The organism is Silicimonas lutimaris, from assembly GCF_047314965.1.
GTDB lineage: Bacteria > Pseudomonadota > Alphaproteobacteria > Rhodobacterales > Rhodobacteraceae > JAVJUV01.
This window is the reverse complement of sequence record NZ_JBLBVK010000047.1, coordinates 1-12,573: the sequence shown is the minus strand read 5'-3', so window position 1 is coordinate 12,573 and position 12,573 is coordinate 1. Positions and strand designations below refer to the sequence as shown.

Annotated in this window: 12 protein-coding genes and 2 pseudogenes; 7 read left to right on the top strand and 7 right to left on the bottom strand. The window is 58.1% G+C overall.

The window, feature by feature from the left end:
- Positions 1-310: 310 nt before the first annotated feature.
- The 4 genes from ACKLNI_RS09265 to ACKLNI_RS09250 form a co-directional block, all read right to left on the bottom strand.
- Positions 311-1,279 carry a PP2C family protein-serine/threonine phosphatase gene (locus ACKLNI_RS09265; protein ID WP_413718781.1) on the bottom strand — a complete coding sequence of 323 codons (969 nt, stop codon included), beginning with the start codon at positions 1,277-1,279 and terminating at the stop codon, positions 311-313.
- Positions 1,251-1,874 carry an FHA domain-containing protein gene (locus ACKLNI_RS09260; RefSeq protein ID WP_413718780.1) on the bottom strand — a complete coding sequence of 208 codons (624 nt, stop codon included), beginning with the start codon at positions 1,872-1,874 and terminating at the stop codon, positions 1,251-1,253. Before ACKLNI_RS09260 ends, ACKLNI_RS09265 begins: the two co-directional genes overlap by 29 nt.
- A 32-nt stretch (positions 1,875-1,906) precedes the next feature.
- Positions 1,907-2,431, bottom strand: coding sequence for a hypothetical protein (locus ACKLNI_RS09255; RefSeq protein WP_413718779.1), 525 nt, complete (start codon positions 2,429-2,431; stop codon positions 1,907-1,909).
- A 535-nt stretch (positions 2,432-2,966) separates the two neighbouring features.
- A complete protein-coding gene (locus ACKLNI_RS09250) occupies positions 2,967-3,269 on the bottom strand; it encodes a hypothetical protein (RefSeq protein ID WP_413718778.1) in 303 nt (100 codons plus the stop codon).
- Positions 3,270-3,517: 248 nt separating this feature from the next.
- Here ACKLNI_RS09250 and ACKLNI_RS09245 point away from each other — a divergent pair.
- The 7 genes and pseudogenes from ACKLNI_RS09245 to pssA form a co-directional block, all read left to right on the top strand.
- Positions 3,518-3,834 (top strand): annotated as a pseudogene (locus tag ACKLNI_RS09245) (transposase); the annotation flags it as partial.
- 12 nt (positions 3,835-3,846) lie between these two features.
- Positions 3,847-4,230 (top strand): hypothetical protein, encoded by a 384-nt coding sequence (locus ACKLNI_RS09240; protein WP_413718958.1) that lies wholly within the window; start codon positions 3,847-3,849, stop codon positions 4,228-4,230.
- A 227-nt stretch (positions 4,231-4,457) separates the two neighbouring features.
- Positions 4,458-8,537: an AMP-binding protein gene (locus tag ACKLNI_RS09235; protein ID WP_413718777.1), complete on the top strand. Its 4,080-nt coding sequence runs from the start codon at positions 4,458-4,460 to the stop codon at positions 8,535-8,537.
- Between the two features lie 393 nt (positions 8,538-8,930).
- Complete coding sequence (locus tag ACKLNI_RS09230; protein ID WP_413718776.1) at positions 8,931-9,440, top strand: phosphoethanolamine transferase; 510 nt, start codon at positions 8,931-8,933, stop codon at positions 9,438-9,440.
- Positions 9,437-9,658 (top strand): hypothetical protein, encoded by a 222-nt coding sequence (locus tag ACKLNI_RS09225; RefSeq protein ID WP_413718775.1) that lies wholly within the window; start codon positions 9,437-9,439, stop codon positions 9,656-9,658. The genes ACKLNI_RS09230 and ACKLNI_RS09225 overlap by 4 nt, the downstream gene beginning before the upstream one ends.
- A 10-nt stretch (positions 9,659-9,668) precedes the next feature.
- Entirely contained in the window at positions 9,669-10,361 is a 693-nt protein-coding gene (locus ACKLNI_RS09220; RefSeq protein WP_413718774.1) for a phosphatidylserine decarboxylase, read from the top strand.
- Between the two features lie 7 nt (positions 10,362-10,368).
- Entirely contained in the window at positions 10,369-11,124 is a 756-nt protein-coding gene (gene pssA, locus ACKLNI_RS09215; protein WP_413718773.1) for a CDP-diacylglycerol--serine O-phosphatidyltransferase, read from the top strand.
- Between the two features lie 253 nt (positions 11,125-11,377).
- Here pssA and ACKLNI_RS09210 read toward each other — a convergent pair.
- The 3 genes and pseudogenes from ACKLNI_RS09210 to ACKLNI_RS09200 all read right to left on the bottom strand — a co-directional run.
- A pseudogene (locus ACKLNI_RS09210) lies at positions 11,378-11,596 on the bottom strand (integrase core domain-containing protein); the annotation flags it as partial.
- Positions 11,597-11,961: 365 nt separating this feature from the next.
- Positions 11,962-12,096: a hypothetical protein gene (locus tag ACKLNI_RS09205; RefSeq protein ID WP_413718772.1), complete on the bottom strand. Its 135-nt coding sequence runs from the start codon at positions 12,094-12,096 to the stop codon at positions 11,962-11,964.
- A 341-nt stretch (positions 12,097-12,437) separates the two neighbouring features.
- Positions 12,438-12,560 carry an integrase core domain-containing protein gene (locus ACKLNI_RS09200; protein WP_413716966.1) on the bottom strand — a complete coding sequence of 41 codons (123 nt, stop codon included), beginning with the start codon at positions 12,558-12,560 and terminating at the stop codon, positions 12,438-12,440.
- Positions 12,561-12,573 lie beyond the last annotated feature (13 nt).

The following is a 12,573-nucleotide window of genomic DNA, read 5'->3' as shown; positions in this document are numbered from 1 at the left end:
AATTTCCGTTGAGTTCGATCCGCGTATTGCAAATTTGCGAAAGATTTTTCGCTATGTACAATCGTTGCGTTTACACTGTCCAATTTTGCCGGAATTACCGGATGTCCAATAATCAAATTGAGCAGATGTGCAGCATTTTTGGGATCAGAGCCAAAGATGATCATGCGCAGCGGTTGGGTCAGCCGCCGCTGGCAGACCTCGGCCAGCGCACGATCCTTCGGGCTCAGAAACGTTCCGCCAAGCAGGCGGGACAGGCGGACCGAAACACACTGGTCCAACTTAAACTCGTTACTCGACATGTACTTTTACCTCAGGCGCGGCCTCTTACGGATGCCGGCATATCTTCGTCCCCGGCCTCATTTTCTGCCGAGAGGATTGTCGTGTTATCGGCCCCTGCGACCGCTTCGCCCGCCAGCCGGGTGGAATGGAAATCCACTTCTGTGACGTTGGTGCGGCGCACCGGCCGGATCACGGGCTTCTCGTGACGGACCTTGACCACCGCGAAGGAGATATTGTCCTGCTCGGGGTCTTCGAGGGCCTTGACCGCCTGTAACAGCGCATTTGCGATGTCGGCACTTGGCTTGCGCCGGTTGCGGCCGATGATCTTGGCGATCACCTTGTCCTCGAGGAACTGCAGGCCGTCACTGGACACGACGATGATGTCGCCCGCCTTGAGCTCGAAGGCCTGGCCGCGGTTGTCCATCTTGGCAATCTTGCTGCCGACGATGGCCGATGTCAGGCAGTTGCGATCGGGATGCGATTTCGCATCTTCTTCGGTGATAATACCGGCAAACGCCATGGCATCAATCTGTGGCGCCATGGAGTGGTCCTCGTTCAGCTGTGTCATCTGACCGCCACGGAAGTGGTAGAGCGGGCTGTCGCCGACCGAGCACCAGTGCAGGCGGTTGCCTGCTATCACGGTGGCGACGACGGTCGAGCCCATCCCGCGGGCGGATTCGTTTGTGTTCATCGCCTCGCGAATGCATTCGTTCGCTGCGGAGATCGCGTTCGACATCAGCGTCGGCAGACTTCTGGCATGATCGAAGAAGAGGTCGCCATGAAACTTCAGCTCGCTGAAGACTTCGGTAACAACGATTTTCGAGGCCAGGTCCCCGGCGGAATGGCCACCCATGCCATCGGCAAGGACCACGATTCCGCAATCGTCGCCGACCGCGAAGTCGGATACGAGAGAATCCTCCTGATAGTCACGACCTCCTCGGTCGAGCGCGGACGCAACATCAAAGCGGGGCTCAGGCAATCTCCAGATCATCGTCGTCATCCCCTTCTTCACGTTCGGCGTTTTCCCAGTTGAATTCATTCGAGCAGAGCGCAACGAAGCGCATCCTCGTCTCTCCGATTTCAATCTCGTCACCGTTCGTGAGATCGGAAGTGCTGACCACGGGCTTACCGTTCAGCCGCACGATGTTCGATTTTCCACCATGGCCCAGCAGAAAGGAGTGTTCTTTCGGATCGTAGACGATGGCGGCGTGGTTGGAGCGCGAAATGGCCATGTCGCCGAAATCGAGCCGGATCGCCTGGTCTTCGCCGCGTCCAATCTGGGACATGCCGGACTTGATGGCGAAGCATTCGCCGAGGCCGGCGCCCTTGATGACCATCACAAGGCCAACCGGGAACTGGATGCGTCCGATGTCCGTGTTCACCTTGTCCTCGGAGAACAGGTCGACAATGCGGCCATCCGAAGTGTCGTAGCCCATCAGGCGCGTTTTAGCCGCAATGGGGCGGCGACGCTTGCCCATCGCCGGGTCGATGGCGGGCGCCTCTTCGGCGGGCTTCTGGGGTGCAATCCTGGCGAACTCATCTACCTGAGATTGTTTGCCTTCAGGCACGACAACTTTTTTCCTGAAACGGAACATCGTAATACTCCTAAGTATGTCTTGGGGATGCTTTAGTTTGAGAGCGAAGCGAGATTAAATTCTTCAACCCACATTTCGCCCTTGCGTTCGAGAGCAAAACCAAAGGTTCTGAATCCGGCCTCGAGTTCGCGTTCGAGGATGGACTTCAAGGTAATTGCGCCGTCGAGACGGGTCTCGACCGGCGACGCAGCCATCGCCGTGGCCATCGCTTCCGGAATCGGTGCGCTTTCAATCGCGGCGACCTCGTTGGCGGCAGGCGCGGGATCGGCAGCAACCGGAGTAGACACCCCGGTCGCGGTTGCGGACTTGAGGAGCACAACCGCAGTCATTGACACTTCTATCAGAGCGCGGGAACGGGCGACGCGAAGCGGGAAATCGTCAGCTTCGGTGCGGCGGTCGGTCTGGATGGCGTCGCTCAGCGACGTATTCTTCTCGATTGTCGTATTGGTTGCCAGATCGGTGGTGAAGGTTCCGGTCATGACGGCAACCGCGCCCGGCTTCGGTTCATCTTCGAACTCACCCTCGATCAAATCGACGGGTTGCGCATTGGATCGCATAAGTGCAGTCCTCGTAACAAATCACTAGTCAACAGCCGTCTGTTTGACCTGAAAATCAGCCTGATTTTAGGATGATGCGGGACTTTTGGGCGGTAAATATATGGCAGAATTAATTTTCGATGCCTTCGGACTATCCAAATCTCGTCACGGAAACGTCCGATTTCCATAAATTCGATCCGGCCCACCCGGTGCGAGTTCCATTATCACAGTCCTGTTTCTGAAAGGTTTTCCTAACTGCCAGCAGGTCTCGTACGAAAAAAACTGCGTGTACGGAATAGACGGCAAACCTGGCGGGGCGAACTATGTCTAGTGCGAACCCGGCTCGAAATCCCATCTTCCCGTGGTGGAGAAGTTCGAACGGACGGACTGGCATCGCCACTTCCTGCACCTGAGCGTTCCAAGTACCCTCGCCGCCCCTTCCTATGGATGTCCCAGGATCCTCGCAGCTTCTCTTGGCACCCTTGCGCTGAAAAACGGCTTGGTGATCTTGGCCTCGGAGGTGGTCAGCCAGCTCGGCCGCTGGTGACCCGCTCCATTAAAGACACCTGCCTACGTAGTATATCCAATACTCATAGCCGAGCCTTTGAACGACTGTCCTGTCGGCAATCTGGTAGCCATTCGGGCAGAGCCCGGCATCCTCGGTCCAGTCCTGCAATGTCTCCAGGCGCTTTGCTTCGGCGTTTCGACCATTTACCGGAGTCGTCTTGGCGTTCACGCCAAAGGTCGCCTCGAAACCTGACTCCGTTGGCCTGAGATCCCCGAATTCCCGTATTGAATTGTCCACGCAGCCGGAAAGAGCGAAAGAACAGAGTATGACAGAAAGAGAGGTTTGTTTCATTTTGGCTCCTTTCAGGACAGCAGCCTCATTGAAATCAACCATTTTATCAAGCGGATCGGACTGGCGCGTCGGCGCCTCTCAACGCAACCACGCGCCGGACGGCAGCTTGGAGCGTACACGATGAGCGCGAGGGCCCGCTGGTGAGGAAGGACAAGACCGAAAGGACTAACTTGATCGCCGAGCCGTCCGTTTGAGCGCGAAGGTCCGCTCAACGCGGAAAGCAGACCTTGGTGAGAATTGCCTCAATGTCCGAGGTGCGGCTTTGTAAAGAGGTCCACATGAACCTAACTTATAGCTGGTTCTGCGGTATCGATCTGAGCGGCCGCCTACTCGACCTTTCGATCTCTTCAAAGAACTGGCATGGCCGTTTCCGCGAGAGCGAACTGCTGCGTCATCTGTTCGAAACTATTGTTGCCCGCGCATCGCGGAAGGTGCGGTCAGCGGCCAACGTATGGCAATCGATGCCAGCCTGATCGAGGCAGAGTGAAACGAACAGAACTCCACACCGAAGGAAGAGTGGGACGCATCGACCATCGATACCGCAGACGCCCTCCAAATCGCGCGCGACATCGCCAGAATGAAGAAAAACGAAATCTCGATGGCGCTCCGAAAGAAGGTCGAAATGCCCCAGGCCCAACCCAAGCGCATACCCGGCCTCGGCAGGCTGCGATTGCGAGGCCCATGCGGCGCAAATGACGAATTCCTGCTCGCCGCCACCGCCCAAAAAAACCTCGCAAAACGGCGAGGATCTTTGTTCAACGCAGCAAACGAGAATAGCCTGACAAGTAAGACGGCCGCATTCAGTATTGGCCACTACGTTTTACGCTCGCAACACATTGTTTTTCCGCAGAATGATCGTCGAGCAGATGTTTGCAAAATTCGAGACTACGACAGAGTTCGGGACGAAGCAGACCTTCAGCTTTCTTCAATCTCGAACCATTCATATTCGCAGATGCGTTGATGCGTGGACTTGGTCCTTGTCCACTTTTTGAAGCTTGCGTTCCTTCCGCTCGAGTTCCGTTGGGATTTGCAGTCGTGTGTTGCGGCCATGATACCATCCTCACCCCACAAAAAACCGGAAGTTGTTCAACGCGAAAAGTCTGGGTAAATAATTGCGGCATATCAGGTTGGTAGCCCTTGATACCCGGTTTTTTTGAGATGGCACCGATCGCGTTTCAAGAGTGTGCCATGTACCAAGATGTTTCGTCCGAGCCGAAGATCGCGACAGGTAACCAGTTCCGATACGTAAAAGCGGAAATGGCGGGTGCCGGGACTTACATGATTGCAGTCGGTCATCTGGTCCATGGCCCACTGGATCGAGAACGGCTCCACGAAGCTGCAAGGGCGCTGGTGCAGCGACACGAAGCACTACGAACGAGCTTCCGGATCGACAGCGGCACTGTAACCGCCCATGTATCGCGGGAGGCACGGTTCGAGTTTCATGCGTTCGAATTGGCGGATCGTGGATTTGAGACGTTCCGGCAGCGCGCACTTCCCCTGATCTTCAACAAGGTCGACACCCGCAAGCCGGGATCACTCGTCCGATTTGTGGTCGCGGATTGCGGCGAGTGCTGGCGGTTCACCATAGCGGCGCATCACGCCATTACCGACGGATTTTCCCGTGGGGTCATGAATCGCGAGCTTCTCAAACTGTATTGCGGAGAGGAGCTTCCGCCGGTCGGGTCCTACTATGACTTCGCACAAGCCCAGGATCCACTAGGCGAGCTGTCGCCGGAAGCGCAGAGCCTTGTTTCTTCCCTTCCGCCACCTGTCCGGCTGGTAGGTGACGGCGTTTCGCAAGGCCAGTCCGACGAAGCCGGCCAGGTGGCCGTTCGCGCCTTCGAGGAGTTCGGGCACTCGCTGCGGACACTGACGCGGCAAACCGGGGCCACGAGGTTCGGCATACTGGCGGCCGCCTATGCGCTTGCGGTGCAGGGTTTCATGGGCGACCGAGGGGTGACGAGCTTTTTCCAGTCGGAAGGACGGAAGTCTCTTGGCGCGCCCAACTCGATCGTCGGCCCGTTTTCCAACACTCTCCCACTCGACCTCACCGTCGACCCGGATAGAGATTTCGCCTCCTTCGCGCGCCACATTTCCGAGCGCACCAGCCAAACGGTGGCACACGAGACCGAACCACTTCTGGACAGCGTGCTGTCGGAGGGAAAGGCGCCCGGCATCTCGATCAACATGTTCCCGCCCACGAACCGAATTCGGGCCGGGAAACTGGAGGTCGGTCCCCGAGAGTTTCTGGACCGTCGTACGGAGTTCGAACTGAACCTCGTTTGGGCGGAGGATGAAAACGTTCTGAAGGCCCATGCATATTACGACCGGGCTGTCCTGACCGACCAGCGGGTCGAACTGTTTCTGAGCTTTCTCGACCGGGTCTTGAATGCGGCTCTGGAGACCCCTGAGGCCCTTTGCCGGGACATCATTAAGAAGGGTCGCAGAAACCACGAGGTTGTCCTCCCGCGGACCAGTCTGGACCCGACGCCCGGCCACCGCCTGCATCAGCCATTTTTCGAGACCGCCGAGCGCCAGCCCGAAGCCACCGCGATCATCACGTCCAAGGGCAGGATGAGCTACGGCGTTCTTGCGGAACGCACGCGCGCAGTTGCGGCTGCGATCCAGGCGGCGGGCGTCACGGCGGACGACCGTGTGGCGATCCTGGCACAGCGCGATCCGGCCTTGGTCGAAGCCATGCTGGGCGTCTCCGCTGCCGGGGCCTCTTTCGCCATCATCGACAGCACGTACCCGATGGACAGAATCCTGTTCATGCTCGAACGTCTAGGTGCCCGGTATCTTGTCCCGGCGGGCGCGGAGGTCCCACTCTGTCTGGCCCGTAGGGTCACGATCATTCGGCCGGACCATTCCGCTGACGCGAACCCGACAATCGTGAACGGCCCGCCGCGCCAATATTGCTGTCACCTGTTTACCTCGGGAACGACTGGCCGCCCCAAGCTTGTCTCGCACCCAGATACGACCTTGTTGCGGTTCGTCTCATGGCAAGCGGAGACACTGGATCTTCGCGACGGCATCACCACCATGTTGATGGCCGGTATTGCTCATGACCCAACCTTGCGTGACGTCTTCCTGCCCCTCTGTCACGGTGGCATGGTCGCCATTCCGACGCCCGAGGAAATGTCGCGACCGGAGGCCCTTCGCCAATTCTTCAAACAGGCGAAATGCAATGTCGTTCGCTTCAGCCCTTCGACAGCCCGGCTGATCATGGCGGGAGATGCCGCGGCTAGCGATTTCACGAGCCTGCGTGGTATCTTCTGGGGCGGGGAACGGTTGCCGCAGTCGAGTGTGCGACACTTCGAAACGCTTGCTCCTCGAGCCAGGCAATTCCATGTCTTTGGGACGACCGAGACCCCGCAGGCGTTTCTCGTTCACGAGATAATCGATTCCCCCAAACCGTCGCAACGCGACATCCCTATGGGCCTTCCCTTGCCGTGGACCGGTGTGCGTTTGCTGGATGACGACGGGAATGCCGTCTCCACCGGGGAAGTCGGCGAGATCGTGGCGGAACTGGCCGATCCGGTCGAAGGGATCAATCAGAAACGACATATTGCCGGCGCGACCAGCGCTTGTCAGCATTTCACAGGCGATCTCGGCTATCAGCTTTCTGACGGAAACATCTATTTCGCCGGTCGCCGTGATGGGCAGGTGAAAATCAACGGATTCCGCGTCGAACTTGGGGAGATCGAGGCGACGGTAGAGGCGGTTTCAGGGATCGAACGGTCCTTTGCCACGCTTTCCGAGGGCAGGATTCTGCTTTTCGCGCAGACGGTTTCCAATACGGTCACAGACGCCGCAGTCAAAGCTGCGCTGGCGAGAAGCCTGCCGTCCTACATGATGCCGGCCCGGATTCTTCTGCTGGAGGAGTTTCCTCTAACGCGCAACGGCAAGATCGACCGAGAGGCTCTTGTCGCGCTCGCGGACCGGAGCCAGCAGGATGAAGCGAACATATCCGACGGCATCGGACAAAAGAGCGACGCCGAAGAGGTCATCTCGGCCGTTTTCGCAAAGGCCACGGGACGACCGGTGATCGGCCGGGGCGAGTCCCTATTCGACCTCGGCGCCGATAGCCTTTCGACGATCGAGGCGCGGCTCGAACTTGAGGCGCATGGGTTTGTTCTGCCCGAAAACTGGGAATGGATGCCGGTCTCGAAACTCGCGCTCCATCGTGAAGACGCCCACGCCGGACAGAAACAGACCGGTTGGCTCTTTCAGACGCGGCGCCTGGACACGTTCATCGTCATGCGGAGTATCGCCATCGCTCTTGTTGTCGCCCATCACACGGGCTGGGAGCTGGCGGTGGGGGCTTCGCTCGCACTGTTCGCGCTGGCCGGATACACGTTCGGGCGTCTGCACCTGCCGGCGATCTTGGAGGACGGCCGGACCGGACGCATCTGGGCGTTGATCGCCAAACTGCTCGTGCCGCTGGTTCCGGCTTCGATATTGATCTTCATGGTGCACAGCCAGATCGGCAATTCGCCTCATCCCGCAGCCATACTTCTCTTTGAGAATGTGGCGAAGTTCATTGATGTAGTGATCCTCGGCTTCGAGTCCCAGCGTTATCACATAATCTGGCTATGGTTCCTTCACGCCTATTTGCAGATCTTCTTCCTGCTGGGCGTCTTGCTGGCAATACCGGGGCTGCGGGCAGCCCTGGCGTCAAATCCATGGCGCGGAGCGCTTGTGTTCTACGGGTTGGCCGAGATCATAGGTGCCGGTCTGATCCTGCTGCTGTCCGGTCCGCTCGACATGGGGGATATCGGCCACGTGTCAGCTTTGCTCCAGAACGCACCGACGACGCTGCTTCCGCTCTTCGCACTTGGTGTACTTTTTGGGTATGCCGACACTTCAATGCGGCGGCTCGTCTCGATCATGCTTGGGCTTGTACATCTTGCTCTGGCTCAGTTCGTCTATCCGAACAACGCGGAAATTGCCTGGCTGTTGGCAATAGGCCTGTGCGTATTCGTTCCCTTTGTCACACTTCCGCGCATCCTAACCGCCATTTTCGTCATCATTTCGGGTCATGCGTTGATGATCTATCTCAGTCATCGCGCTGTTGATTTCACCCTGAATCAGTTTGTGCCGGGGCTCCTTCCCACACCGCTGGAAATCTCCGTGCAGTTGGCGATCGGCGTGCTGCTTGGGATAGGACTTCGGCCGGTTCTGGAGCTGTTGGGCATCAACCGTCTCGCCCAGAAGCGGATATCCTTTGGAGCGGGGCCGCGCGTTCCGCGTACCGACGGCACGTAAGACAGGCCCCTGCTTCACGGATAGTCTGGCGGCAGGTATCAACGAAAGCCAAACTGAACAGTGCTTCCGAGATCAACAGCAAGACTATGAAAACGTCGCTCGGTTTTCAGAGGATGGCCGCGACGGGTGCAAGCGCAGCAGACAGCACGTCAGTTCATAGGTGCGCCAGTGCATTCCCTTGGGCGTACCCCAGTCGCCACCTGCCAGGATGCCACCAGGCCAGCCCACCTTGTCGCGGATGCAGTTGACGGCCTCACATCAAAGAAGCACATTTTTGATGCAAGGTGCTTGCCCATTGACGTGACTCCTCCGGCCTTTAGAGCTTTCATCTTGCCAGATTGAACAATGGTCCTGAGTTTCTCTGGCAAGCAAATAGAATGGCACTTTGATTGAGTGTTCGGCAGCCACGGGCCAGCGTACTTCCTTCGTTATCCCGAGGGCTTCGAGAAGTTCGGACGATCATGCCGGACGGCCGAGTTCACGGAATGCACACTGGAGGAGATCGTCAACGCCTATGACAACACGATTGCCTTTACGGACAACTTTCTCGCCGAAGCCATCGGCGTTCTCGACGGGCAAAGCCGGGCGGACACCGCGCTGATCTATGTTTCCGACCATGGTGAATCGCTCGGCGACGGCGGGCTTTACCTGCATGGCGCGCCTTACTTCATGGCGCTGGAGCTTCAGACCAGGGTGCCGATGATCATGTGGATGTCAGAAGCGTTCCATGACCGTTTTGCGATCGACGTGGCGTGTCTTTCGGCGAAAAAGGATGCCGCGATTTCGCACGACAACCTGTTTCATTCTCTTCTTGGGATGCTTGACATCGCGACCGTCGAACATCATGCCGAACTGGACGTCTTCGCCTCGTGCACAAGCAGACAGCGGATCGCCAACCGATGACCGACAGATTTCCAAACCAGGCCGTGAAACCCGAGCGAATGGCCGGGGCGGCGCACCTTTTCGCAGCCGCAGGCTATTCGGCTGCAGGCGTCCGGCGTCTGTGGCAGGGGTTCGCGCGTGAGGCCAAGGAGCTCGGCTCGCTCGCGACCATGTGCCTGCTCTTTGCGAATGGTGTCTTCATACTTGCCGTGGTAGCAAGTTCCTTCTCCCCGGGCTGAGGATCGATACATGGACATGCTCAGGATAGTCGCGGTTCCGATGCACAAGGAGGGCCGCAAGTTCGTCGCGGCCTTCGCGCTTGGCACGCTCGTTCTGACCCTCGTCTGGGCCCCGCTGTTCTGGGTCGGGCTCGGGCTGACGGTATGGTGCTATTACTTTTTCCGAGATCCGGTGCGCGTCGTCCCGCAGGCCCCCTCTCTGGTCCTGTCTCCGGCGGACGGGATCGTGTCCCTGATCGAGGAGGTCGCACCACCGGAAGACATGGGTCTTGGAACTTCGCCAAGGACCCGGGTGTCGATCTTCATGAATGTCTTCAACTGTCACATCAACCGGGCACCGATCAGCGGGACCGTGCGGGAGGTTATCTACCATCATGGCAAGTTCCTGAATGCCTCGCTCGACAAGGCGAGCATTCACAACGAGCGCAACAGCGTAACGATCGAGGCGGAGGATGGCACGCGGATCGGGGTCGTGCAGATCGCGGGGCTTGTCGCGCGGCGGATCGTCTGTTTCGTGAAGCCGGGCGATGCCTGCGCGGCGGGTGAACGCTTCGGCCTTATCCGGTTCGGCAGCCGACTGGACGTCCTTCTTCCCGAAGGCGTCGCGCCTCGGGTGTCCGTCGGTCAGACGGCCGTAGCCGGCGAAACGATCCTTGCCGACCTGTCACACCCCTCCGGACTTCTGTCAGGGCGTCCGAGTTAGATTGCACATGAGACAGAACCTCGCCCTCTCCCTCCGACGTATAATTCCAAGTCTTGTGACGTTATGCGCACTTGTTGCGGGCATGAACGCGTTGCGGCTGGACCTCGAAGGGCATCTCGAAGCAGCGCTCGCTCTGTTGTTGGTGGCGATGCTCCTCGACGCGCTGGACGGCAAGATCGCACGTCTCCTCAATGCGACGAGCGACATGGGAGCTGAACTCGACATGCTGTCGGACTTCTTCAACTTCGGGGTCGTTCCGGCCATTCTCATCTATCACAACCTGTATGCAGACACTGACTATGCCAGCCTCGGCTGGATCGCGTCGCTGAGCATCGCGATCTGTTGCGCGCTTCGCCTTGCGAGGTTCAACGTGGCAAGAAAGAACGGTGGTAGCGACGATTTCTTCGTCGGCGTTCCCGCCCCGGCGCTGGCGCTCCTGGCCCTTATGCCGGTCTTCATGCACCTGAGCGACTGGAATACGCCGACCCATCCATTTCTGCGCACGGTCTATGTCGTCGGCGTGGGCCTGCTCGCGATAAGCACGATACCAACGATCTCCATCAAGCATATCGGCTTAAGATCACCTCTTTCCGTGCCGGCCGCCGTGCTTGCCTTGATCGGCATCTATTGCTTGCTGACCAACCCGTGGCCGACACTCGTATTTGCGAACTTCCTTTATCTTGCCATTCTGCCGTTCTATTTTCTCAAACGAACAAGGCAGGCGAAGAACCCTCAGGACACCTTTGCGCATTCTGCTGATTGAGGACGAACGCGCCCTCGCCGCTCCGGTCATCGAGCATCTCGAGGCCGACCACCAGGTCGTCGACTGGTTCGGGACACTACAGGATGTCGTATCGAAATCTCCAATGATTGTGACACGGTTGCTCCCGAAGACCTGGAAGAGATAGCGCGCAGGTTTATCCGGAAGCCCCCCTCACGGAGGGGCTCGGACTGGGTCTGTCGATCGTGCAGCAACTCTGCGAGCAGTCAGGCTGCACGCTGGAAGTGAGTTTCCCTCAGGCGGGAAAGGCCCGCGGGGTGAGCCCGTCGAGGCTCGAGTGCGGGCGGTGATGGTTGTAATCGTCGCGCCATGCCGCAATCAGATAGCGGGCATGGCGCAGTGTTGGGAACAGGTGTTCGTTCAGGCACTCATCCCGCAGGCGGCCATTGAAGCTGTCGACCAGACCGTTTTGCATTGGCTCGCCTGACGCGATGTAATGCCATTCCACCTCGCGACAAGCGTAAGGCTGGCCGGCGCTTGTCCCGGTAGACCCATTTATGTCGGGGATACTTCACATTCATGCCGCTTGGCACAAATGCGCGCTTTGATGTCTGAGTTGGGCCTGACGGACTTGCGGCAGCGCTTCACGACGCCAGCCGAGGAAGAAGACGACCCGTTTGCTATGTTTGACGCCTAGCACCGTTGGCAGCCTAGGGATTCACCAGAATATGTGTTCGCATCCCATGAGAAGAAGCGGTCCAGTGATCATAACAAGAAACTTGACGCGTCTTTTCATGCTGTGTCCTCCGTATTTGAGTACCGTTGCACCAATCACCCGATATCCCAAGAATTACTTTTCCTTGGCCACGCACGAAGGCGTCACCCACGCAACACCTCGTCCACGGCTTCCTCAGACAGCCCCAGCACCTTCGCCACTTCCCGCAGCATCCACGCCCCGGCGCGCAGCTTGGCGATTTCGGCCCGGTCGGCCCAGATTCCCCGCGCCCACGTCACATTCGCCGGTCATGCTTCACCGTACACAGGAGAAAAATCACTGATTGACTTCCATCAAAGAACGTTAGGCCGGGCAATATACCCTGAAAACATATCAGAGGCTTATGGGGTTCCATGATATGCAAGTAGTCAAATCTTTCCGAACCTTGATGCTAATTCTTGCGATTGGGGTATCAGGATGTACGGCCCCAAAATCTTCAGCTGAAATAGAGAACAACGCGGAAGTGTCTGAGTCGGCCGAACAAATAGCCAATGAGAATGAGGAAGATGAAGAGGGTGAACTCAGTGCAGGCAAAGCAGCACTTGGCATAGCCCTCCTGCCGGTTGTTGCTGTCTGGTGTCTAGCCCCCTGTGTATGGGCCACTGATCAGGGGTTTCTCTAATAGGGTTTCAGGAACGGGCGGGCGCATGTTGAGTGCCTGATGCGGCCGGGTGTGATTGTACTGCCTGAGCCAGTGATTGATGACGATCTGAGCT

Bases quoted from the DNA above. Each gene is read 5' to 3' on its own strand.
- ACKLNI_RS09255 (WP_413718779.1), bottom strand. From the start codon at position 2,431: ATGCGATCCAATGCGCAACCCGTCGATTTGATCGAGGGTGAGTTCGAA.
- ACKLNI_RS09260 (WP_413718780.1), bottom strand. From the start codon at position 1,874: ATGTTCCGTTTCAGGAAAAAAGTTGTCGTGCCTGAAGGCAAACAATCT.
- ACKLNI_RS09220 (WP_413718774.1), top strand. From the start codon at position 9,669: ATGGACATGCTCAGGATAGTCGCGGTTCCGATGCACAAGGAGGGCCGC.
- ACKLNI_RS09250 (WP_413718778.1), bottom strand. From the start codon at position 3,269: ATGAAACAAACCTCTCTTTCTGTCATACTCTGTTCTTTCGCTCTTTCC.
- pssA (WP_413718773.1), top strand. From the start codon at position 10,369: ATGAGACAGAACCTCGCCCTCTCCCTCCGACGTATAATTCCAAGTCTT.
- ACKLNI_RS09225 (WP_413718775.1), top strand. From the start codon at position 9,437: ATGACCGACAGATTTCCAAACCAGGCCGTGAAACCCGAGCGAATGGCC.
- ACKLNI_RS09235 (WP_413718777.1), top strand. From the start codon at position 4,458: ATGTACCAAGATGTTTCGTCCGAGCCGAAGATCGCGACAGGTAACCAG.
- ACKLNI_RS09240 (WP_413718958.1), top strand. From the start codon at position 3,847: ATGAAGAAAAACGAAATCTCGATGGCGCTCCGAAAGAAGGTCGAAATG.
- ACKLNI_RS09265 (WP_413718781.1), bottom strand. From the start codon at position 1,279: ATGACGACGATGATCTGGAGATTGCCTGAGCCCCGCTTTGATGTTGCG.